Genomic DNA, 21,240 nt, shown 5'->3' with positions numbered 1-21,240 from the left:
TGGACGCGCGGCGGTGCGCCGACCGCGTCGATCGGGGCGGTGTAGCTCAGCTGGTTAGAGCGCACGACTCATAATCGTGAGGTCGGGGGATCGAGCCCCCCCACCGCTACAGGGAACTACAAGATTTGCGAAAGAGGCAGCTGACGTGGCGTCCAGTACCGACGTTCGGCCGAAGATCACTTTGGCCTGCGAGGTGTGCAAGCACCGTAATTACATCACCAAGAAGAACCGGCGCAACGACCCTGACCGGCTGGAGATCAAGAAGTTCTGCCCTAACTGCGGAACTCACCAGCCGCACAAAGAGTCGCGGTAGTCCTAATCGCTGTGGGTCTTTCGTCGAACATCGTCGGGATGCACTACAGGTATCCCGAGCATTACGAGGTCGGTCGCGAGAAAATCCGCGAGCACGCCGTCGCCGTCAAGAACGACGACGCGTTCTTTCACGATGAGAAGGCTGCTGCCGAACTCGGTCACGAGTCGCTGCCCGCGCCGCTGACGTTCATCTCCATCTTCGGCTACACGGCGCAGTCGGCGTTCTTCGACCACGCCAACATCGGCATTCACGACGCCCAGATCGTGCAGGTCGATCAGGAATTGAAGTTTCTCAAGCCGATCCGGGCAGGCGACCGCCTCTACTGTGATGTGTACGTGCACTCTGTAAGGCGGGCGCACGGCACTGACATCATCGTGACCAAGAACATCATCACCGACGACGCCGGTGACGTGGTGCAGGAGACTTACACGACCCTGGCCGGGCGTGCGGGTGACGGAGAAGAGGGTTTTTCTGATGGCTCTGCGTGAGTTCAATTCAGTCAAGGTCGGTGACACCCTTCCGGAGAGGGTCATCCCGCTGACCCGTGGCGATCTGGTCAACTACGCCGGTGTGTCCGGCGACCTCAACCCGATCCACTGGGACGACGAGATCGCCAAGCAGGTCGGTCTCGACACCGCGATCGCCCACGGCATGCTGACAATGGGTCTCGGTGGCGGCTACGTCACCTCCTGGGTAGGCGACCCTGCTGCGGTGACCGAATACAACGTGCGATTCACCGCCGTCGTGCCGGTGCCCAACGACGGGGTGGGCGCCGAGATCATCTTCAACGGCCGGGTCAAGTCCGTCGAGCCGGACGACAAGTTGGTCACGATCGCCATTTCCGCCACCGCGGGTGGCAAGAAGATCTTCGGTCGCGCAGTTGCGACCGCGAAGTTGGCTTAGCCGATGGCATTGAAAGCAGATATCCTCGGCGTCGTTTACCACTACCCCGAAGTTTTCGAGGTCGGTCGCGAGCAGATTCGCCAGTTTGCGCGGTCGGTAAAGGCCGATGATCCGGCGAGTTTCGACGAGGACGCCGCGGCGGCGCTGGGTCACGACGCACTCGTCGCAGGTCCGACGTTCTCGTCCATCTTCGCCCTGCTCGTGCAGGCGGATTTCTTCCGCAATGTCGATCTCGGCATGGAAACCATGCAGATCATCCAGGTGGACCAGAGATTCGTCTACCACCGGCCGATCACGGTCGGCGATCGCCTGCATGCACGGATGGAGATCACTTCGGTCGACCAGCGGTTCGGCGCCGACATCGTCGTCACCCACAACGTGTGCACCGACGACGACGGCGAGGTCGTGCTGGAGGCCTACACCACGCTCATGGGTCACGAGGGCGACAATTCGGTCCAGATGAAATGGGACCCGGAGTCCGGTCAGGTGATCCGCAAGGCCGCGGGGGAGTAGCCGGATTAGTAGTTGACTCCCGCCGGGGGTACACTCGGCACTCGGGGTTTTCCCATTTTCAGCGCGCTGTCCGTCGGCTTGATCGAGCGAACGGAGAGCGCGCGAATTATGTGGGCCCCGGACGCAACTGAAGGGGCGTAGCTCAACTGGCAGAGCAGCGGTCTCCAAAACCGCAGGTTGCAGGTTCAAGTCCTGTCGCCCCTGCTCAAGTGAATACTCGACAACGTGTGCACACTGGAAGGTGAACACACACACCAGTCCAAGGAAGAACGGAGCATGCGGTGAGCGACGAGCGCGAAGGTCTCGGCTCCGCAGACGCTGACGCTGGGGCTGGCACCGAAGCGGACGACTCCGGTCATGCCGCCGTGGTGACAAAGCCGCTGAGGCCGACCGGTAAGAGGTCGCGTCGCGGGGTGGGCGTCGAGGCCGGCAGCGAAGACGAGACCGACACAACGGAATCGTCCGAAGCGACCGACGCCGCCAAAGACGGCTCGGGCAAGTCCAAAAAGGTCAAAAAGGCCAAGAAGGACACCGGACCGTCGCGCAATCCGATCATGTTCGTCGTCAACTACCTCAAGCAGGTTGTTGCCGAACTCCGGAAGGTGATCTGGCCCAACCGCAAGCAGATGGTCAGCTACACCACGGTGGTGCTGGTCTTCCTGGCGTTCATGGTTGCGCTGATTTCCGGCACCGATTTCGGCCTGGCGCGACTGGTGTCGCTGGTGTTCGGCACCTGACGTGAATTTAGAGAGGACTGACAACGTGACCACGTTCGACGGCGACGAGCAGACACTCGCCGACGAGACCGTTGACGTCGAGGCTGTCGAGTCGCAGGCAGACGACGAAGCGGTCGACGAGACAGTTGACCAGACCGAACCGGCACCTGCCGCTGACGAGGCCCCGGCTGAGGACGCGTCGGCCGACGAGGCCCCCGCTGAGGATGCGTCCGCCGAGGATGCTCCGGCCGAGGACGCTCCGGCCGAGGACGAGGAGGTCGACCCGGCCGTCGCGCTCAAGAAGGAGCTGCGGCTGAAGCCAGGTGACTGGTACGTCATCCACTCCTACGCCGGCTACGAGAACAAGGTGAAAGCCAACCTCGAGACCCGCGTGCAGAACCTCGATGTCGGCGACTACATCTTCCAGGTGGAAGTGCCGACCGAAGAGGTCACCGAGATCAAGAACGGCCAGCGCAAGCAGGTCAACCGCAAGGTGTTGCCGGGCTACATCCTGGTGCGCATGGAACTCAACGACGAGTCGTGGGGCGCGGTGCGCAACACCCCGGGCGTCACGGGCTTCGTCGGCGCCACCTCACGTCCGTCGCCGCTGTCGCTGGACGACGTGGTGAAGTTCCTGCTGCCCCAGGGCGCCGCCAAGAAGGCAGGCAAGGCGGCTTCCACCGCGGCTGCCGCCTCCACCGAGGCCAGCCTGGAACGTCCGGAGATCCTGGTCGACTTCGAGGTCGGCGAATCCGTCACCGTCATGGACGGACCGTTCGCGACGTTGCCCGCCTCGATCAGCGAGGTCAACGCCGAACAACAGAAGCTCAAGGTGCTGGTGTCCATCTTCGGCCGCGAAACACCTGTCGAACTGACCTTCAATCAGGTCTCCAAGATCTAACCGGCAACCCGGGATGGCCGGGTTAAGCCACTAGAAAGGAAACACCACTCGCATGGCCCCGAAGAAGAAAGTCGTCGGGCTGATCAAGCTCCAGATCCAGGCCGGGCAGGCCAACCCCGCCCCGCCGGTGGGTCCCGCGCTCGGCCAGCACGGCGTGAACATCATGGAGTTCTGCAAGGCGTACAACGCCGCGACGGAAAGCCAGCGCGGCAACGTCATCCCCGTGGAGATCAGTGTCTACGAGGACCGCAGCTTCACCTTCGCGCTGAAGACCCCGCCTGCCGCCAAGCTGCTGCTCAAGGCCGCTGGCGTGCCGAAGGGCTCCGGTGAGCCGCACACCAACAAGGTCGCCAAGGTGACCTGGGATCAGGTGCGTGAGATCGCCGAGACCAAGAAAGCCGACCTCAACGCCAACGACATCGACGCCGCGTCGAAGATCATCGCCGGCACTGCCCGGTCGATGGGCATCACCGTCGAATAGCGAAGCGAACAACCCGGAACGCGTGGCAGGGCTGGCATCGGCCTGAAGGACCACGGCTCCAACAACACGATTGGAATATCAATGAGCAAGAACAGCAAGGCATACCGCGAAGCCGCAGAGAAGATCGACCAGGACCGGCTCTACACGCCGCTGGAGGCCACCAAGCTGGCCAAGGAGACGTCGTCGAAGAAGCAGGACGCCACTGTCGAGGTAGCCATCCGCCTCGGCGTGGATCCGCGTAAGGCCGATCAGATGGTCCGCGGCACCGTCAACCTGCCGCACGGCACCGGCAAGACCGTCCGCGTCGCGGTGTTCGCGGTGGGCGACAAGGCCGAGGCCGCCGTCGCCGCGGGCGCCGATGTGGTCGGCAGCGACGATCTGATCGAAAAGATCCAGGGCGGCTTCCTGGACTTCGACGCCGCGATCGCCACCCCGGACCAGATGGCCAAGGTCGGCCGCATCGCCCGCGTGCTGGGCCCGCGTGGTCTGATGCCGAACCCGAAGACCGGCACCGTCACCCCCGACGTCGCCAAGGCCGTCTCCGACATCAAGGGCGGCAAGATCAACTTCCGCGTCGACAAGCAGGCCAACCTGCACTTCATCATCGGCAAGGCGTCGTTCGACGACTCCAAGCTGGCCGAGAACTACGGCGCCGCACTCGATGAGGTGCTGCGCGCCAAGCCGTCGTCGTCGAAGGGCCGTTACCTGAAGAAGGTGACCGTCTCGACGACCACCGGCCCGGGCATCCCGGTTGATCCCTCGGTCACGCGTAACTTCACCGAGGCGTAATTTTCTCTGCGCGAGCAGACACTTATGTCCCCGCACGCTCGGCGTGTCGGGGACATAAGTGTCTGCTCGCCGGGTTCAACCGCGATGTTCAACCGCCGCATTCGGCGATACGGCGACGCAGGAACGCCGCGGCCGGCTCGGAAAGTCCGGGGCCGTTGTGCTCCAGGGCATTCCGGTACCAGGGCAGGGCCGCCGCAGACTGACCGGACCGCCGCAGCAGATCCGCCCGGATCGTAGCCACGACGTTCGAGCGGGACAGCCTGCTGTCGTCGGCCACCGCGTCGAGGGCGGCCAGTCCGGCGCCGAAGCCATCGCGGAACCCGACGGCAAGCGCCCGATTGACGCGTACCACCGGCGAATCCGTGAGTTCGGCGAGCCGGTCGTAGGCCCGGCAGATCGTGGCCCAATCGGTTTGCTCCCAACCGGGGGCGGTGGCGTGCACTGCCGCGATCACCGCCTGCGGCAGGTACTGCCCGGGTGCCCCTTCGGCGCGGCGCAGGCAGTCCAGGCCGCGGGCGATACGGCCGCGGTCCCAGCGGCGGCGGTCCTGTTCGTCCAGCGGCACCAGTGCGCCATCGGCGTCGACGCGGGTACGCCGCCGCGAGTCGTGCAGAAGCACCAGCGCCGCCAGCGCATGTGCATCCCGCTCGTCGGGCATCAGCGAACACAACTCCCCGGCGAGCCGCACGCCTTCGTCGCACAGTTCGTCGCGGATGGCCGACGGGCCGGCGGTAGCCCAGTAGCCCTCGGTGAACACCGAATAGATGCAGCTCAGTACGTGCGGTGTGCGCTCGGGGAGCAGCTCGGCCGGAGGCACGCGCAACGGGATGTTTGCTTTACGAATCTTGTTCTTGGCCCTGGTTATTCGTTGACCGAGGGCACTCTCTGACTGCAGCAGCGCCCGGGCGATCTCGGTGACGGTGAGCCCCGAGATCAGCCGCAGGGTCAGGGCGAGCTGCGATGCGGGGTCCAGCGCCGGGTGGGCGCAGGTGAACATCATGCGCAGCTCGTCGTCACGCACCGGATGCAGTTCGCCGCCGCCCGATGTGCCCACCTGCTCGTACACGGCAGCGAGTTCCTTTCCGGGACGCGCAGATTCACGCCGCAGCCGGTCCAGTGCCCGGTTGCGGGCCACCGTGGTCAGCCACGCACCCGGGTTGGCGGGAACGCCTTCTGACGGCCACAGGTTCAGCGCCTGCGCACAGGCCTCCTGGACAGCGTCCTCGGCGACGGACAGGTCACCCGACCAACGGGCGAGCGCCGCCACCGCCGGACCCCATTCGCGCCGAAAGACGCTGTCCAACTGGGCCATTGAGCGACTAGAGGCCCGCGACGCCCGACAACTGGCGGACCTCGATGGCGGACGCCGGAATCATCGCCGCCAGCTTGACCGCCTCGTCGCGATCGGAGGCCCGCAACACGTAGAAGCCGTTGGCCACCTCGGCGCCTTCGACATACGGGCCATCGGTCAGCGTCACCTTCCCGTCGCGCACCTGCACGGTGGTCGCGGTCGACGGTGGATGCAGCGGGGCGCCCGCCAAAGTTTTGTCGCCAATGGTTTTGGCGAGTTCGACGTGCAGGCCCGCCTGCTGATTCCAGTCGTCGGTTCCCGGTGTGTGGACGTCCTCCGGTCGCTCGAGCAGCAGTGCCAGCCAATCGTTGCCGAGCGGCTGCTCGGGCGCCTGCCAGTGCACGATGGGCCAGACCTCCACCGCGCCGTACTTCGCCGCGGGGATATCACGGGCCAGCGCGATGGTCTCGTCGAGATTGTCAGCCTCGAACACGTAGTAGCCAGCGGCCACTTCGGCGCCTTCGGCGAACGGACCGTCGGTGATCGTCGGATTGTCCGGACCGCCGGAGATGCGGACCGCACCCGCCGCCGGGCTCAGCGCATCACCCGCGCGAATCGCCGACGCCGCCTTGGCGTGGAACGCCAGGTAGGCCGCCAACTCCTCAGCGCCCTGTTCAGCGGTGAGTGCGTTCTCTCGGTTGATCAGTAGCGCGAAGTAGTACATCGTCGTCTCCTGAGTGTCAGCGAGTGAGGACCCTCTGTCCCACTCTCTACCCATCCGACGAATGACGGTGCCGCGATCCGACAGGTCGCGCGAAATTACTTCTGCAACGTGAACTGGTGCACGCTGATGTAACCCTCGCGGAAGTACCGCTGGCAGCCGTTGAGGTACTTGTCGTAGCGGTCGTAGACCACCTGCCCCTGGAGCGCGATGGCCTCTTCCTTGTGCGCCTCAAGTGCGTCGGCCCAGGTCTTCAGGGTCTTGACGTAGTGCGGTCCGATCTCCTGCACCCTGGCCACCTCGAAGCCGGCCTCGGCCGCCTTCTCCTCGACCATCGGTTCCGAGGGCAGCCGGCCGCCGGGGAAGATCTCGGTCATGATGAATCTGGCGAACCGGGCGTTCTCGAATGTCATTGGCAGGCCGAGTTCTTTGGCCCGACGCAAATCAAAACCGGTAATGGTGTGCAGCAGCATTTTGCCGTCGTCGGGCAATGCGTTGTAGGCCGTTTCGAAAAATGCGGGATAGCGCTCGAAACCGAAATGTTCGAAGGCGCCGATCGACACGATGCGATCCACTTTGTCGTCGAACTCTTCCCAACCCTGCAGCCGCACCTCGACGGTGCGCTCGGTGGGAATCTTGGCCAGCTTGTCGATGGCGTACTCACGCTGCTCGCCGGAAAGTGTCAGGCCGATGACGTTGACGTCGTACTTTTCGATCGCGCGCGCCATGCCGCCGCCCCAGCCGCAACCGATGTCGAGCAGCGTCATGCCCGGCTGCAGATCGAGCTTGCCGAGGGCCAGGTCGAATTTCGCGATTTGTGCCTCGTCGCCGGTCATGTCTTCGCGTTCGAAGTAACCGCATGTGTAGCCCATTGTCGGGCCGAGGAACAGTTCGTAGAATTCGTTCGAAATGTCGTAGATCGACTGCAGTTCTTCATATTTCGGCGTCAGGTTAGACATGTTCGAATTGCTCCAAGCCTGTTAGAGTTCTCCCCGCGCTTGGCAGCCTACAGCAGGTCGGAGCTCCTTTGCCCCGAACCCGCTGGCGGGTGCGTACGGCAAACTCATGCCGGTCTACCGAACGCCCCGGGGGCCGTCGGGCCTGCGATGACGCCGGGGCGGGCGCGGCGGTAGCGAAACGTGGATCGACGGTTACCTGGTGAGGGTGAACTGGTTGACGTCGATATAGCCGACCCTGAAGGCCTTCGCGCAGCCGGTGAGATAGTGCTGGTAACGGTTATAGACCTCTTCGGACTGGATCGCGATGGCCTCGTCGCGATGTGCGGCCAGGGCGGCTGCCCACAGGTCCAGTGTCCGGGCGTAGTGCGGCTGCAGCGATTGCCGCCGGCTCAGGGTGAACCCCGCCGCGGCCGAATGCTCCTCGACCTTCTCGATCGACGGCAGCCGGCCGCCCGGGAAGATCTCGGTGACCATGAACTTGATGAACCGCGCGAACTCGAACGACAACGGCATCCCGCGCTCGATCATCTGCTGCGGTAACAGCCCGGTGATGCTGTGCAGCAGCATCACGCCGTCGGCCGGTAAGGCGTCATGGGCGAACCGGAAGAAGTCGTCGTAGCGTTCATGGCCGAAGTGCTCGAACGCGCCGATCGAGACGATGCGGTCCACGGGCTCGTCGAACTGCTCCCAGCCGGCCAGCACCACCCGCTTCTTCCTGGGGCTGTCCGAGCGGGCGAACAGCTGCTCCACGTGCGCATGTTGATTACGGCTGAGGGTCAAGCCGACGACGTTGACGTCGTAACGGTCCAGTGCCCGCATCATCGTGGCGCCCCAGCCGCATCCGACGTCGAGAAGCGTCATACCCGGCCGCAATCCCAACTTGCCGAGCGACAGATCGATCTTGGCGATCTGCGCCTCTTCGAGCGTCATGTCATCGCGTTCGAAGTAGGCGCAGCTGTAGGTCCTGGTCGGATCCAGGAACAAGGCGAAGAAGTCGTCTGACAGGTCGTAATGAGCCTGAACGTCTTCGAAGTGCGGTTGAAGGTTTTGCGGCGGTTTGACCATGCGTCTTCCTCTCCAGCCGACGGGAGAGCCGCACAGGCTGCCAAACGGTTCCTGCATGGCCCCCAGCATGCTGTTGCACAGCGTAGACCGCGATTCTGTAGCTACCGAGGCTGCGGCGAGCGGCGAATTTCGTACGCGTGCGTCAATGTTGCACAGTCACATACTTATCCGTTGCTGGCGAAGTTGGTCTTCAGCTCGCCCACGACCTCATCCCACACAGGTTCCGGTAGCTCATGGCCCATGCCGTCGATGAGTACCAGTCGCGCGCCGGCGATGGCCCGTGCCACCGCGCGTCCCCCACACGGCCGCATCAACCGGTCGGCCCGACCGTGGATGACCACCGTCGGCGCGGTGATCCGCCGGTCATGGGGCAACAGGCTGCCGCTGCCCAGGATGGCCCCGAAATGCCGTGCGATGCCCGCCGGATAGTAGGCGCGGTCGTAGAGTTCGGCTGCCTCGGCGCGGATGCGTTCCTCGGGCGCCGGGTAAGCGGGGCTTCCGTTGATCTTGTTGACGCGAACGGCGTTGTCGAGGATGACATCTCGCGATGAACCTGCCGGCGGACCGTTGATCACCGACAAGAGTTGTCTGATCCCGGGCGGTGGCAGGAACGGCTGATTGTTGCTGGAGAAGATCACCGCGAGGGTCTTGGTGCGCTGTGGGTACTGCGATGCGAACACCTGGGCGATCATCCCGCCCATCGACCCGCCGACAATGTGCGCGGTCTCGATGGACAGGTGATCCAGCAGCGCCGCTGCGTCGTCGGCGACGTCTTCCAGGGTGTACACCGAGGGGCTGCGCAGCCCGAAGAACGAGCGCACCAGCCGGATCGGCAGCGGAGTATCGACGCGGGCGCCGTGCATCTTGGTGGACAGGCCGACGTCGCGGTTGTCGTACCGGATCACCCGCAGGCCCTGGTCGACCAGCTTCTCGCAGAAACCCTTGCGCCACATCAACAATTGGGCGCCGAGGCCCATGATCAGCAGCACCGCCGGATCGTTGGGGTCGCCCATGTCCTCGTAGTAGATGTCGATGGGGTTGTCGGCATCGCCGGCCCGGGCGGTACCCGTCCGAATCTCCATCTACGCGTCGGCCCCGTTGGCGTCGACCTTGCGCTCGCGGCTGACTTCGACCATGAAGTTGGCGAAGTAGCCGGTGAGCTGCGGGTCGTTCATCATCTGCCACTTCGGGGCCAGCAGCTTCATGTACCGCTCGACGTAGAGGAATTGTTTGCCGATCAGGACGAGTTCGCGAGGCAGCTTGACGTCGTAGGCGTCGGCGAGGGCCGAGAGCTGCTTTCCGATTTCCGCGTATGACATATCGCCCAGCGACTTCATCGTCAGCGGGGTGGCAAATGCCTCCAGATCCTTGGCGGCCTCACCCTCGGGTTTCACGGTCCCCACGGCCCCCATCATCACCACGATCTTGCCCGCGGCGGCATGGTCCTTCTTGACCAGCAGGGCATAGACGAGTTCGCGCAACAACCAGCGGGTTCTGGGGTCTATCCGGCCCATGATGCCGAAGTCGAAGAACACGATCTTGCCGTCGGCGTCGACGTACAGATTGCCGGCGTGGAGGTCGCCGTGGAACAACCCGTGACGCAAACCGCCCTCGAAGACGCTGAACAGCAGGGCCTTCACCAGTTCGGTGCCGTCGAAGCCGGCTTTGCGGATGGCGGCCACGTCATCGATGCGGACCCCCGATACCCGCTCCATGGTCAGCACGCGCTGGCTGGTCAGATCCCAGTACACCTGCGGCACCCGGATGTTCTCGCCGAGCGGCGAGGAGTGCATGTGTGACACCCAGGCGTCCATCGACTGCGCTTCGAGGCGGAAGTCGAGTTCCTCGGCCAGGTTGTCGGCGAAGTCGGCAACCACATCCTGTGCGGACAGCCGCCGGCCCAGCTTGGCGAGCTCGACGAGCTGCGCGCCGCGCTTGAGAATTTGCAGGTCGGCGGCGACCCGGCGGCGGATGCCGGGACGCTGGATCTTGACCACCACCTCTTCGCCGCTGTGCAGGGTCGCGTAGTGCACCTGGGCGATCGAGGCCGACGCGAACGGTTTATCGTCAAATGAGGCGAACAGCGTGTGGGGATCGTCGCCGAGCTCCTCGCGGAGCAGCTTCTGCACCTCGGCGCCGTCGGCGGGAGGGACCCGGTCGAGCAGGCTGCGGAACTCGCGGCTCAGGGGCTCGCCGAAGGCACCCGGGCTGGACGCGATGATCTGACCGAATTTGACGTAGGTGGGGCCCAGATCGGAGAACGTCTTGGGCACCTGCTTGACGATCTTCTGCTGCAGAGAGCCGCCACCCATCAGATTGGTGACGACGCGGACGCCGGTCCGGGTTATCTGCCACCCCGTCGCGCCGATACGCGCAGCCTCGACGGGCAGGGGAACCCGGTCCAACCTGGCCACCTCACGGTGCTTGGTCTTCGGCGGCGTAGTACTCATAACTGCACAGTGTCTCAAAACCCGCGGTACCGCAAAAAAATACGTGGCGGGCGTCACACACCGGCGAAGTTGCGTTCGATCTCGTCACGGCTGAGCACCTCGTCACTGCCCAGCACGTAGGTCGGCTCGGTGTGCGCCACGGTGGTGCCGCCCGCGACCCGTTTCTGCGCCGCCCGGAACTCCGGCGCGGCTCCTGCGGCGGAGTGCAGACCGTTGATGATCGACCAGACGATGGCGCGGCGCCCCGCCCGCTCGATGGGGTTGGGGTTGGTGTGCCCGATCAGTTGCTTGGCCCATTTCGGCATGGTGTCGCGGATGGCCCAGTCCACCGCGCTCTGCGGCATCCCCAGGTTGGAGCCGGTGGCCATGGCCGCGCCGTGGGTGAGGGCAAGTTTCGGCAGGTAGGAGCGCAGACACTCCAGAGTGTCGGCTTTGGTGGCCGGCAGATCGGTGCCGCCGAGTGCGTGTCCGACGCGCACGAACTCGCCGTAGTAGCGGTCAAGTTTCTTACCGCGCAACGGGTTCGGATGATAGATCTCGTGGGCGGTGGCCAGCCCCCACACCACGGTGGCGTAATTCCAGCGCAGCCAGTCCGGGTCGTCGGCGTCGTAGACCGCACCGTCGGGGCGGGTGCCCTTGATGGTGTGGTGCATCGCGCGAACCATCTTCGCCATCCGTTCGGCGGTCTCGGTGTTGCCGTAGGCGGTCCCGATGAAGAAGGCGATGGAATGCCCGAGTCGCACGGCCGCGCCCTTGGGATCGATGACCGGTATGCCGTTGCCATCTGGGTCCCGCTTGACCAGCCGGGAGTGGTGCATGCCCATCCAGTAGATCGACGGGTCGAGGCGTTCCAGGTAGGCCGCGCACTGCAGGCCGAAGATCAGGGCCTCGGTGTGGGAGTGGACGTGCCAGACCGCACTGCCCGGCCCGAACCAGCCGGGGTCGCCGGCAGGCCCGGCGAACTCCATGCCGCGGAAGTAGTGCTGCCGGATGTCCTGATCGAACTTTCGTTGCAGCGTCTGCTCGAGGATTTGGTGCGGCAGGTCCACGCCGGGTTCCCCTTTCTGGTTACAGGTGTAGCCAGAATACATTTTGGTTACAGCCGTGACCAGACTTAGGCTGAGGTCGTGTCCACCCCGCCGTCCACTCCGACCCGATGGGCAGGCGTGTCGCTCGACGACCGGCGCGCAGAACGCCGCGGAATCCTCGTCGACGCCGCGTTCGCCCTGTTCGGTTCCGGTGGCGAGGCCGCGCTGTCGGTGCGATCGATATGCCGCGAATGTGGCCTGAACACGCGGTACTTCTACGAGAGCTTCGCCGACACCGATGACCTGCTCGGTGCGGTTTACGACGAGGTCAGTGGTCTGCTGGCGACCGATGTCGAGGCTGCGATGACGGCCGCGGGGGAGTCGGTGACCGCGCGTACCCGGGCGGGCATCGCCGCGGTGCTGGGCTTCAGCTCGGCCGACCCCCGCCGCGGCCGGGTGCTGTTCACCGATGCGCGGGCCAACCCGGTGCTGGCCGCGCGGCGCGCAGCCACCCAGGACCTGCTGCGGGAGGCGGTCCTCAACGAGGGGGGCCGGCTCAACCCCGGCTCGGATCCCGTCGCCGCCCAGGTCGGCGCCGCGATGTATACCGGCGCCATGGCCGAGCTGGCCCAGCAATGGCTGGCAGGCAACCTGGGCGACGACCTGGACGTGGTGGTTGATTACGCGCTGCGACTGGTGCTGGGTCGTTAAGCCGTCGCCTGCGCCCGCCACGGCTTGATCCAGTCGGTCTCCGGCCACCCTTCGATGCCGGCCATCAACTCGTACATCGTTGCGCCGTCGATGGATTCGCGGATGATGTCGGCGTGCCCGGCGTGCCGGGCAAGTTCCTCGACCAGATGCATCGCGCCCCACCGCACCGACCAGTTGTCGATGTCCTTGGGGAACCACGGGACGTCGTGCGGCACCGGGACCGGCGCGGCCAGATCCGCTTCGGCAAACGCCCGCAGCGTGTCGGCGTTCTGCGCCTTCAGTGCGGCGAGCAGTTGGTCGAGGGTCTCGTCGTCGCGCATCAGGTACTGGTCGGCGTACTCGGCCATGACCTCTTCCATCGGGCGGGGATCCGGCGGTGGGAAATCGGGTGCCGAGGTGACCCGGTTCACCCAGCCGCGCTGCACCCCGGTGGCGTGCTTGATCAGGCCGCCGATCGACAGCGCGCTCACCGACGGCGTCGCACGGGCCTGCTCGTCGGAGAGCCCGTAGCTGACCGCGAAGAACGCGTTCTGCTGAAAGGCGAGGAAGTTGAGCAGGGTCTGGCGTTCGTCGGCGGCGGGCGGGGGCATTCCGGGCATCGTTCAGTTCTCCTCGGTGTTGTGGGTGTGTGCGTAAAGATCTCGGATGCAGGCTATTTCGGCGCCGTGATGAATGACCTCCCGGTTGATGTGCAGGACCAGTTCGGCCATCGGATGCTCGGCCCACGGACCCTCGGCCGGGCCGACCGGGCGGTCCAGATCATCCTCGCTCAGCGCCCTGGCGCCGTCGATCCAATTTCGGTATGCGTCGTCGAGTTGGCCCAACGCGGTCGCGGCATCGGTGGCGTAGGGCCAGGACTGGTAGTCCGCCGGCGGTCCGCCGAAATGTGAATGGTTGCGCATCGCGAACACCCCGACGATGACGTGGGCCAGCCGCCAGGCAATGGTCGTGAAGGGTTCGGGATCCGGCGGCGGGTAGCTGAAGTCGATGCCGCCGTCGGGATGCACGGTCCAGCAGCCCGGCACCGGCGCCCAGAAGTACTCATCGTCGGTGAGGCCGTCGAGTCGCGGGCGTAACTGGTGCGTCCAGTGGAAATCCAACTGGTCGGTCAGTAGTTCGATTCGCATGCCCCCACCCTGACAGCCATATAGGACAGTTTTGGTCCTAAGACTGCGGCAGACTGGGTTCGTGTCGGAAACCACGAGCCGGGTGCTGCAGTTGCTCGGCCTGCTGCAGTCGCGTCGGGCCTGGTCCGGGGCCGAACTGGCGCAGCGACTCGGCGTGACCGGCCGCAGCGTCCGCCGCGACGTCGAGCGGCTGCGCGAGCTCGGCTATCCGGTGCACGCCAGCAAGGGCCATGGCGGCGGGTACCAACTCGGCGCCGGAGCCGCGTTGCCCCCTCTGCTGCTGGACCCGGACGAGGCCGTCGCGATGGCCGTGTGCCTGCGCCTGGCGGCAGGCGGCAGCGTGGCCGGCGTCGGTGAATCGGCGTTGCGGGCCCTGTCCAAACTCGATCAGGTCATGCCGGCCCGGCTGCGCTCGCAGGTTTCCGCGGTGCACGACGCGACCGTGACGCTGGCGCCCAACGCGTCGGACACCCCGGTGGAACCCGACGTGCTGATGACCCTGGCCCGGGCCTGCCGGGACCACGAACACGTCAGCGCCGGTTACACCGACATCCGCGGCAACAACACGCAACGGCGCCTCGAGCCCTACCAGCTGGTGACCACGGGCAGGCGCTGGTATCTGATGGCCTACGACCGGGACCGCAGCGACTGGCGCACCCTGCGACTGGACCGGATGGCCGACGTGCGGGCCCTCGGCAGCACCTTCGTGGCCCGCGAGGCGCCCGATGCGGCCACTTATGTCCGGCGTGCGATCAGTGCGTCGCCATACCGCTATGTGGCCCGCGTGCGTTACTTTGCGCCGCAAGAGGTTGTGGCGCAAGTGTTTCCACCTACTTCGGCCACCGTGGAGGCCGACGGGCCGGATGCCTGCATTGTCACCGCCGGCGCCGACGATCCCGAACGCATGGTGCTGCACTTCGCCACCGTCGGCCACGCCTTCGAGGTGCTCGACCCGCCGGAGGTCCGCGCGGCCGTTCACACCGTCGCCGAGCGCCTGCGCCTGGCCTCCCCCGGCCGAGCAGACACCTAGGTACCGCAAATCGTGCCGCGACGGGTACCGCAGCGTCTGCTCGCGGGGAAAGTTCGCGGGGGAAAGTTCGCGGGGGAAAGTCAGGTGATGCCGAGCCGGTCGGTGAGCATCAGGAAGGCCGCCGCGAAATCGTTGTCGGCGGTGGCGGCGCGGACCACATTCCAGTCGACCTGCTCGCGCACCGCGCGGGCGGCAGGGAGCAGGGCGGCGAAATCGCAGTGGTGTTCGTTGAGCGAATTCAGTTTCTCCACCACGACCGCGGTGGGCGGCAGCACCGGCATCCGGATGGCCAGCACATCGAGCACGTCGGCCTGCCGCAACGCCGCACCGTCCACCGGCACACCGTTGAGTTGATAGAGCACATCCACCACGACGTCGTCACCGGCGTAGGCCTTGAACAGCCAGTCCTCGGGGGTCCGGATGATCCGGAACCCGGCCTTCTGCAGCGTCACCGCCGCCGCATCGGCATCGGGCTCGGTGACGACGAAATCCACATCGTGCACGGGTTCCGGGCCGCCATAAGCCCAGAGCGCGTAACTGCCCGCCAACGCGAAGTCCGGTCCATGCGCCTTGAGCGCGGAAGCAGCGCGTTTGAGCGCCTCCCGCAGTTCCTCATTTCGAGCGAGCATGTGCCATCCCGGTGTCAAAGGGCAGTCCCTATGGGTACCAAGTACCCATGCGGGTAGCCACCTTCAACATTCTGCACGGGCGAAGCGTTCGGGAAGGCGATGTCGACCTGGGCAGGATCGCTGCCGCGGTCGCCGAACTCGACGCGGACATCCTTGCGCTGCAGGAAGTCGACCTCGACCAGCCGCGGTCGGGCAAGGCCGACCTGACCGCCGTGGCCGCCGACGCCATGCACGCGGTCGAGCACCGCTTCGTCGCCGCGATCTCGGGCACACCGGGGGCGACGTGGATGGCAGCCACCGGCCGCGAGCAACCGGGCACCGCCGCCTACGGCATCGCGCTGCTGTCGCGCTTCCCCGTCGAGAACTGGCAGGTGCTGCGGCTGCCGCGGATACCGGTGAGATTCCCGATGTACCTGCCCGCCGTGCACGGGGTCCGGATGGTGCACGAGGAACCGCGCGCCGCCGTAGTCGCCCGGATGGACACCCCGCTGGGAACGCTGACCGTGGCCAACACCCACCTGTCCTTCGTGCCCGGCTGGAACCGGGTGCAGCTGCGCCACCTGGTCCGCGATCTGCGCGGCTTCCCGGGGCCGCGGCTGCTCATGGGCGACCTCAACATGGGTCCGGGGCGACCGACGCGGTGGCGTGCGCTCGGGTCGGCGCCGACCTTCCCCGCCGACGACCCGGACCGCCAGCTCGACCACATCCTGACCGACGACAACGCCCTGCGAATGACGACGTGCGCCGCTCCGCTGCTGCCCATTTCCGATCATCGCGCGCTTGTCGCGGACATTTCAGGGCCCTGACGCCGTAGGGTTTCTGGGGTGCACGTCACGTCAGCGGAGACGACGGAGCTGTTCGCCGGACCGGCCGATGCGCCCCGGCAACTGGTCCGGGTGACCTACACCGGTGGTGTGCCGGGCAGTTCGGTGCGGGTGCACGGCGACGGCCTGTCCGGTGCGGCGCCCGTGCCGCCGGGCGACGGTGTGCTGGAGGTGCCCGTCGTCGTCGAACGTCCGGTACCCGGTGAGGTGCGGCGAGCGCAGGTCGGCGACATCGCATTCGAGTTCACCGTCGCCGAACCCGGCTGGACCATGTACCTGATCAGCCACTTCCACTACGACCCGGTGTGGTGGAACACCCAGGCCGCCTACACCAGTGTGTGGACCGAGGACCCGCCCGGACAGTGCAGACAGACGCACAGCTTCGACCTGGTGCACGCCCACCTCGAAATGGCCCGCCGGGAGCCGGAATACAAGTTTGTGCTGGCCGAGGTGGACTATCTCAAACCACACTGGGACGCACACCCCGAGGACCGTGCCGACCTGCGCCGGTTCATCGCCGACGGCCGGGTCGAGATCATGGGCGGCACCTACAACGAGCCCAACACCAACCTCACCAGTCCGGAGACGGCGATCCGGAATTTCGTCCACGGCATGGGCTTCCAGCGCGAGGTGCTCGGGGCCGAGCCGGCGACCGCATGGCAGCTCGACGTGTTCGGGCACGACCCGCAATTTCCTGGCATGGCTGCCGATGCCGGCCTGACCTCCAGCTCATGGGCGCGCGGTCCACATCACCAGTGGGGGCCGATGCAGAATGACGGCGACCCCGAACGTATGCAGTTTGCCAGTGAATTCGAGTGGATTGCGCCGTCGGGCCGCGGGCTGCTCACCCACTACATGCCCGCGCATTACTCGGCAGGGTGGTGGATGGACTCGTCGGCGTCGCTGGCCGAGGCCGAAGAGTCCACCTACGCGCTGTTCACCAAACTCAAGCGCGTGGCATTGACCCGCAATGTGCTGCTACCGGTCGGTACCGACTACACCCCGCCGAACAAGTGGGTCACCCAGATTCACCGGGACTGGAATTCGCGCTATGTCTGGCCCAGGTTCGTGTGCGCCCTGCCCAGCGAGTTCTTCTCCGCGGTGCGCACCGAACTCGATGAGCGTGGCATCACACCGTCACCGCAGACCCGGGACATGAATCCGATCTACACCGGCAAGGATGTCTCCTACATCGACACCAAACAGGCCAACCGCGCCGCCGAGGACGCTGTGCTCGACGCCGAGCGGTTCGCGGTGTTCGCCGGCCTGCTCGGCGGGGCCAGTTACCCGCAGGCGGCGTTGGCCAAGGCGTGGGTGCAATTGGCATACGGCGCCCACCACGACGCCATCACCGGCTCGGAATCCGACCAGGTCTACCTCGACCTGCTGACCGGATGGCGCGACGCGTGGGAACTCGGAACCACCGCCCGCGACAACGCGCTGGCGGTGTTGTCCGAAGCTGTCGACGGTTCCATCGTGGTGTGGAACACCGTGGCGCACAACCGTACCGACATCGTGACCGTGCACCTTGAGGAGCCGTTCACCGGTGCGGTACTGGCTGCCGACGGGGCCGAGGTGCCTGCACTGGTCGCCGATGACGGCAGGACGGTGAGCTGGCTGGCGCGTGACGTGCCGTCACTGGGCTGGCGTGCGTACCAGCTTGCCGCGGGCGCCGCGTCGGGATGGGAACCGATGGGCGGCACCGGTATTGCCAACGAGCGCTACCGGGTGGAGGTGGATCCCGACCGCGGTGGCGCGGTCAGTTCGCTGATGCGCGACGGTCGTGAACTCATCGCCGGGGGTGCCCTCGGCAATGAACTGGCCGTCTATGACGAGTATCCGGCGCACCCGGAATCCGGTGAGGGCCCGTGGCACCTGCTGCCCAAGGGGCCGGTGGTGTGCTCCTCAGCAGTACCGGCCGACGATATCGCGTGCTACCGAAGCGCATTGGGTCAGCGGGTGGTGGTGCGCGGCCGGATCGAAGGGCTGCTGCGCTACACCCAGCACATCACCCTGTGGGCAGGCCTGGACCGGGTCGACTGCCGCACCGTCATCGACGAATTCGTCGGGGAGGACCGGTTGTTGCGGCTGCGCTGGCCCTGCCCGGTGCCGGGGGCACTGCCCGTGAGTGAGGTCGGCGATGCGGTCATCGGCCGTGGCTTCGGGTTGCTGCACACCGACGGCGCCCGCGATGCCGTGGATGCCGCGCAACATCCGTGGACACTGGACAATCCGGCTTACGGCTGGTTCGGATTGTCCTCGGCCACCCGGATCCGCATCGGAGACGACGCGGTGCGGGCGGTATCGGTGGCCGAGGTGATCACCGCCGACACCGCCGCCTCCCGCGACCTGATGGTGGCACTGGTGCGAGCCGGTGTGACCGCCACCTGCAGCAGCGACGACCGGCCCCGCTACGGCGATCTCACCGTGGATTCCAACCTGCCCGATACCCGTTTCGCGGTCGGCGGTCCTGACGAGAACTATTTCACCGCAGCAGTTCTCGCAGCAGCAGACATCGCCTACACCGACGAACTCAAGCGTCAGCTCGACCGGACCGGCTCGGCGCGGGTGTGGGTACCCGCCACCGCACCGCTGGCTCAGCAGTGGATTCCCGGCGCCGATCTTCGCGGTGTCCGGGACCTCCCGGTGCTCATCCTGGTTGGCGGGCTGGGCGCCGTGGTCGACGAGTTGGGTGCCGCCGAGATCGTCGTCGACCAACAGGTGCCCGCCGCCACGGAACCGTTCGAACCGCGCACGGTGGCGGTGCTCAACCGTGGGGTGCCCAGCTTCGCCGTCGACCCCGACGGCACCCTGCACACCTCCCTCATGCGGTCCTGCACCGGTTGGCCGTCGGGCACCTGGATCGACCCGCCGCGGCGTACCGCACCGGACGGCTCCAACTTCCAGCTGCAGCACTGGACGCACACCTTCGATTACGCGCTGGTGGCCGGCGACGGTGACTGGCGGGACGTGGGTGTCGCGGCCCGAAGTGCCGAGTTCAGTCGACCGCTGCTCGGCATTGCGGCCAACGCCTCCCAAGGCGGAGGGCTGCCGTCGTGGGGTTCCCTGCTGGAAATCGAGCCGGCGGGCACCGTGCAACTCGGCGCGTTGAAGGCTGCGGGCAATCCGTTGGCCTCCGGGAGCGCGCGCGGTGTCGACCCGAACGACGGCATCACGGTGCGACTGGTGGAAATGGCGGGCAGGACAACAGAGGTGACGATCCGGTCGGGACTTCGGGCGGTCTCAGCCGCGGCGCACCTCAACGTGCTCGAGGAGGCGGGCCCGCGGCCGGTGGAATCCGATCGGCTCACCCTGCACGGGTATGAGATCGCCACGCTGGCGACGCGACTCAACCTGCCGCCGGTGCTGCGTGCCGATCATCGGGAGCTGGCCCCCGAGGCCGAGGCCGCCCAACCGCTCTACGCCCGGTACTGGCTGCACAATCGCGGCCCCGCACCGTTGGGCGGCCTCCCCGCTGTCGCGTATGTGCACCCGGAAAGCTTTGCCGCAGAACCGGTCTCACAGGTCGTGGTGCGGCTCACCGCTGCCAGTGACTGCACCGATGCCGCCCTGCGCGGCCGGGTCAGGCTGATTGTGCCACCCGGCTGGACGGCCGAGCCTGCCGAACTGCCGTTCGTGCTGCCACCGGATGAACATCTGGAAACCGAGGTGACGCTGAGGATCCCGGCCGGCGCCGACCCCGGTGTCTATCCTGTCCGCGCCGAGCTCACCGTCACCGGCGGTGATTGTGCGACGCTGCCGCCATCGTGGCGCCAACCCGTCGAAGACGTCTGTGTGGTCACCGTCGGCGAGCCGGCGGTGGAACTGTTGACGTTGCTTGCCGAACCCGAACCCGTCGATGTCCGAGCCGGTGAAACGGCGCGGTTGTCGATCACCGTGGGCACCGGTGCCCGCAGCGACCTGGCCGCCGAGGCCCACCTCATCAGTCCCTGGGGCACATGGGACTGGATCGGGCCCGCGGCGGTGGGCGTGCACCTGCCTGCAGGCGGGAGCACCCGGATCGAGTTCGACGTTGCCCCACCGGCGTGGGTCGAGCCCGGGCAGTGGTGGGCGCTGATCCGCATCGGCTGTGCCGGCAGGCTGCTCTACTCACCCGCGGTGAAGGTGACGGTGCGATGAGGGTGGCCGCACGGGTTTGCGGGAATCCGGTGCTGGTCAACGAGATTGACCGGCGGGAGACCGAGCTGCGGCAGTCGCGCCTCGCGTCGGCGCTGCCGCGACCCGACACCAGTGAGGGGCGTCAACTGCGCCGCTGGCTGACACAGTTGATCGTCGCTGAACGGGTGGTCGCCGCCGAGGCGGTCGCGCGGGGTCTGCGGGATTCCGATGTCCCCGAGAATGTCCTGCTGCCGGACACTGCGGCACGGTTGGAGATCGGCAGCGTTGCCGCCTCGACACTGGCCGCGCCGTTGGCCCGCGCGGTGTTCGTCGAGGTCACCGCCGGCGTCGACGTGACCGACGACGAGGTCGCCGCCTACCATGCCCGCAACCCGCTGCGTTTCGCGGCGAAATCAGCGGTGGCGCAGCAGGGTTGGCTGGGTGCGCCGGTGGCGCCGACACTGGCCGAGGTCCGCGATCGCATCGCCGCCACATTGCTGGCCGCCGCCCGCCGCCGCGCATTCCGACTGTGGCTGGACGCCCGCTGCGCTGCGCTGGTCGAACTGGCGCCCGGCTACGAGCATCCTGGTGATCCGCGTCAGCCCGACAACACCCACAGGCACTGATGAGCGCTTGCGCGAAGAAGAGATGGCACTGATGAGCGCTTACG

General features: G+C 66.4%; 23 protein-coding genes and 2 tRNA genes. 15 read left to right on the top strand and 10 right to left on the bottom strand.

What is annotated here, in order from left to right:
• Positions 1–35: 35 nt before the first annotated feature.
• From M1247_RS22420 to rplA, 10 genes are all read left to right on the top strand, one after another.
• Positions 36–109: transfer RNA gene (locus tag M1247_RS22420), tRNA-Met, on the top strand.
• Between the two features lie 36 nt (positions 110–145).
• Positions 146–313, top strand: coding sequence for a 50S ribosomal protein L33 (gene rpmG / locus M1247_RS22415; RefSeq protein WP_003881823.1), 168 nt, complete (start codon positions 146–148; stop codon positions 311–313).
• Between the two features lie 11 nt (positions 314–324).
• On the top strand, positions 325–801 hold the full coding sequence (gene hadA / locus M1247_RS22410) for a (3R)-hydroxyacyl-ACP dehydratase subunit HadA (RefSeq protein ID WP_317158568.1): 477 nt from the start codon (positions 325–327) through the stop codon (positions 799–801).
• Positions 788–1,216: a (3R)-hydroxyacyl-ACP dehydratase subunit HadB gene (gene hadB / locus M1247_RS22405; protein ID WP_317158567.1), complete on the top strand. Its 429-nt coding sequence runs from the start codon at positions 788–790 to the stop codon at positions 1,214–1,216. The genes hadA and hadB overlap by 14 nt, the downstream gene beginning before the upstream one ends.
• 3 nt (positions 1,217–1,219) lie before the next feature.
• Positions 1,220–1,729 (top strand): (3R)-hydroxyacyl-ACP dehydratase subunit HadC, encoded by a 510-nt coding sequence (gene hadC, locus M1247_RS22400; protein ID WP_317158566.1) that lies wholly within the window; start codon positions 1,220–1,222, stop codon positions 1,727–1,729.
• Between the two features lie 131 nt (positions 1,730–1,860).
• Positions 1,861–1,933: transfer RNA gene (locus tag M1247_RS22395), tRNA-Trp, on the top strand.
• A gap of 77 nt (positions 1,934–2,010) precedes the next feature.
• Complete coding sequence (gene secE, locus M1247_RS22390; protein WP_317158565.1) at positions 2,011–2,466, top strand: preprotein translocase subunit SecE; 456 nt, start codon at positions 2,011–2,013, stop codon at positions 2,464–2,466.
• A 25-nt stretch (positions 2,467–2,491) separates the two neighbouring features.
• The gene (gene nusG / locus M1247_RS22385; RefSeq protein WP_317158564.1) at positions 2,492–3,346 is read left to right on the top strand and encodes a transcription termination/antitermination protein NusG; all 855 of its coding nucleotides are present in this window, start codon (positions 2,492–2,494) and stop codon (positions 3,344–3,346) included.
• 52 nt (positions 3,347–3,398) lie between these two features.
• Positions 3,399–3,827 (top strand): 50S ribosomal protein L11, encoded by a 429-nt coding sequence (rplK, locus tag M1247_RS22380; protein WP_317158563.1) that lies wholly within the window; start codon positions 3,399–3,401, stop codon positions 3,825–3,827.
• Between the two features lie 81 nt (positions 3,828–3,908).
• The gene (gene rplA, locus M1247_RS22375) at positions 3,909–4,616 is read left to right on the top strand and encodes a 50S ribosomal protein L1 (RefSeq protein ID WP_317158562.1); all 708 of its coding nucleotides are present in this window, start codon (positions 3,909–3,911) and stop codon (positions 4,614–4,616) included.
• Between the two features lie 88 nt (positions 4,617–4,704).
• Here rplA and M1247_RS22370 read toward each other — a convergent pair whose 3' ends face one another.
• The 7 genes from M1247_RS22370 to M1247_RS22340 all read right to left on the bottom strand — a co-directional run bounded on the left by M1247_RS22370 (position 4,705) and on the right by M1247_RS22340 (position 12,151).
• The gene (locus M1247_RS22370) at positions 4,705–5,928 is read right to left on the bottom strand and encodes an RNA polymerase sigma factor (RefSeq protein ID WP_317158561.1); all 1,224 of its coding nucleotides are present in this window, start codon (positions 5,926–5,928) and stop codon (positions 4,705–4,707) included.
• Between the two features lie 7 nt (positions 5,929–5,935).
• The gene (locus M1247_RS22365; RefSeq protein WP_317158560.1) at positions 5,936–6,631 is read right to left on the bottom strand and encodes a YciI family protein; all 696 of its coding nucleotides are present in this window, start codon (positions 6,629–6,631) and stop codon (positions 5,936–5,938) included.
• Between the two features lie 95 nt (positions 6,632–6,726).
• A complete protein-coding gene (locus M1247_RS22360; RefSeq protein ID WP_317158559.1) occupies positions 6,727–7,587 on the bottom strand; it encodes a cyclopropane mycolic acid synthase family methyltransferase in 861 nt (286 codons plus the stop codon).
• A 192-nt stretch (positions 7,588–7,779) separates the two neighbouring features.
• On the bottom strand, positions 7,780–8,652 hold the full coding sequence (locus M1247_RS22355) for a cyclopropane mycolic acid synthase family methyltransferase (RefSeq protein WP_317158558.1): 873 nt from the start codon (positions 8,650–8,652) through the stop codon (positions 7,780–7,782).
• 164 nt (positions 8,653–8,816) lie between these two features.
• Positions 8,817–9,734: an alpha/beta fold hydrolase gene (locus tag M1247_RS22350; protein WP_317158557.1), complete on the bottom strand. Its 918-nt coding sequence runs from the start codon at positions 9,732–9,734 to the stop codon at positions 8,817–8,819.
• Positions 9,735–11,102 (bottom strand): ABC1 kinase family protein, encoded by a 1,368-nt coding sequence (locus tag M1247_RS22345; RefSeq protein ID WP_317158556.1) that lies wholly within the window; start codon positions 11,100–11,102, stop codon positions 9,735–9,737.
• 53 nt (positions 11,103–11,155) lie between these two features.
• Positions 11,156–12,151: an oxygenase MpaB family protein gene (locus M1247_RS22340; protein ID WP_317158555.1), complete on the bottom strand. Its 996-nt coding sequence runs from the start codon at positions 12,149–12,151 to the stop codon at positions 11,156–11,158.
• Between the two features lie 78 nt (positions 12,152–12,229).
• On the opposite strand from M1247_RS22340, the gene M1247_RS22335 reads away from it, so the two are divergent.
• Positions 12,230–12,841: a TetR/AcrR family transcriptional regulator gene (locus M1247_RS22335; protein WP_317158554.1), complete on the top strand. Its 612-nt coding sequence runs from the start codon at positions 12,230–12,232 to the stop codon at positions 12,839–12,841.
• Here the strand turns inward: M1247_RS22335 and M1247_RS22330 are convergent.
• Positions 12,838–13,440, bottom strand: coding sequence for a DinB family protein (locus M1247_RS22330; RefSeq protein WP_317158553.1), 603 nt, complete (start codon positions 13,438–13,440; stop codon positions 12,838–12,840). The genes M1247_RS22335 and M1247_RS22330 overlap by 4 nt on opposite strands.
• Positions 13,441–13,443: 3 nt before the next feature.
• Entirely contained in the window at positions 13,444–13,968 is a 525-nt protein-coding gene (locus M1247_RS22325; RefSeq protein ID WP_317158552.1) for a DinB family protein, read from the bottom strand.
• Between the two features lie 61 nt (positions 13,969–14,029).
• Between M1247_RS22325 and M1247_RS22320 the strand changes: the two genes are divergently transcribed.
• The gene (locus M1247_RS22320) at positions 14,030–14,998 is read left to right on the top strand and encodes a helix-turn-helix transcriptional regulator (RefSeq protein WP_317158551.1); all 969 of its coding nucleotides are present in this window, start codon (positions 14,030–14,032) and stop codon (positions 14,996–14,998) included.
• Between the two features lie 80 nt (positions 14,999–15,078).
• Here M1247_RS22320 and M1247_RS22315 read toward each other — a convergent pair whose 3' ends face one another.
• Entirely contained in the window at positions 15,079–15,627 is a 549-nt protein-coding gene (locus M1247_RS22315) for a nucleotidyltransferase (protein WP_317158550.1), read from the bottom strand.
• Positions 15,628–15,674: 47 nt separating this feature from the next.
• Here M1247_RS22315 and M1247_RS22310 point away from each other — a divergent pair, with 47 nt between their 5' ends.
• Genes M1247_RS22310 through M1247_RS22300 form a run of 3 tightly spaced genes read left to right on the top strand, consistent with a single transcriptional unit; the run spans position 15,675 to position 21,196 of the window.
• Positions 15,675–16,433 carry an endonuclease/exonuclease/phosphatase family protein gene (locus tag M1247_RS22310; RefSeq protein WP_317158549.1) on the top strand — a complete coding sequence of 253 codons (759 nt, stop codon included), beginning with the start codon at positions 15,675–15,677 and terminating at the stop codon, positions 16,431–16,433.
• Between the two features lie 18 nt (positions 16,434–16,451).
• Positions 16,452–20,591, top strand: a complete 4,140-nt coding sequence (locus tag M1247_RS22305; protein WP_317158548.1) for a glycoside hydrolase family 38 N-terminal domain-containing protein — start codon at positions 16,452–16,454, stop codon at positions 20,589–20,591.
• Complete coding sequence (locus tag M1247_RS22300; RefSeq protein WP_317158547.1) at positions 20,588–21,196, top strand: DUF7158 domain-containing protein; 609 nt, start codon at positions 20,588–20,590, stop codon at positions 21,194–21,196. Before M1247_RS22305 ends, M1247_RS22300 begins: the two co-directional genes overlap by 4 nt.
• Positions 21,197–21,240 lie beyond the last annotated feature (44 nt).

This window comes from Mycobacterium appelbergii (assembly GCF_032883035.1).
In the GTDB taxonomy this organism is placed as follows: Bacteria; Actinomycetota; Actinomycetes; order Mycobacteriales; family Mycobacteriaceae; genus Mycobacterium; species Mycobacterium appelbergii.
Note: the sequence above shows the minus strand (reverse complement) of the source record. Positions and strands in the feature narration are given on the sequence as shown.

Coding starts and splice junctions, on each gene's coding strand:
- M1247_RS22345 (WP_317158556.1), bottom strand. CDS start 11,102: ATGAGTACTACGCCGCCGAAGACCAAGCACCGTGAGGTGGCCAGGTTG.
- M1247_RS22365 (WP_317158560.1), bottom strand. CDS start 6,631: ATGTACTACTTCGCGCTACTGATCAACCGAGAGAACGCACTCACCGCT.
- rplA (WP_317158562.1), top strand. CDS start 3,909: ATGAGCAAGAACAGCAAGGCATACCGCGAAGCCGCAGAGAAGATCGAC.
- hadB (WP_317158567.1), top strand. CDS start 788: ATGGCTCTGCGTGAGTTCAATTCAGTCAAGGTCGGTGACACCCTTCCG.
- M1247_RS22350 (WP_317158557.1), bottom strand. CDS start 9,734: ATGGAGATTCGGACGGGTACCGCCCGGGCCGGCGATGCCGACAACCCC.
- rplK (WP_317158563.1), top strand. CDS start 3,399: ATGGCCCCGAAGAAGAAAGTCGTCGGGCTGATCAAGCTCCAGATCCAG.
- M1247_RS22355 (WP_317158558.1), bottom strand. CDS start 8,652: ATGGTCAAACCGCCGCAAAACCTTCAACCGCACTTCGAAGACGTTCAG.
- M1247_RS22360 (WP_317158559.1), bottom strand. CDS start 7,587: ATGTCTAACCTGACGCCGAAATATGAAGAACTGCAGTCGATCTACGAC.
- M1247_RS22315 (WP_317158550.1), bottom strand. CDS start 15,627: ATGCTCGCTCGAAATGAGGAACTGCGGGAGGCGCTCAAACGCGCTGCT.
- hadC (WP_317158566.1), top strand. CDS start 1,220: ATGGCATTGAAAGCAGATATCCTCGGCGTCGTTTACCACTACCCCGAA.
- M1247_RS22310 (WP_317158549.1), top strand. CDS start 15,675: ATGCGGGTAGCCACCTTCAACATTCTGCACGGGCGAAGCGTTCGGGAA.
- M1247_RS22300 (WP_317158547.1), top strand. CDS start 20,588: ATGAGGGTGGCCGCACGGGTTTGCGGGAATCCGGTGCTGGTCAACGAG.
- M1247_RS22370 (WP_317158561.1), bottom strand. CDS start 5,928: ATGGCCCAGTTGGACAGCGTCTTTCGGCGCGAATGGGGTCCGGCGGTG.
- M1247_RS22325 (WP_317158552.1), bottom strand. CDS start 13,968: ATGCGAATCGAACTACTGACCGACCAGTTGGATTTCCACTGGACGCAC.
- M1247_RS22330 (WP_317158553.1), bottom strand. CDS start 13,440: ATGCCCGGAATGCCCCCGCCCGCCGCCGACGAACGCCAGACCCTGCTC.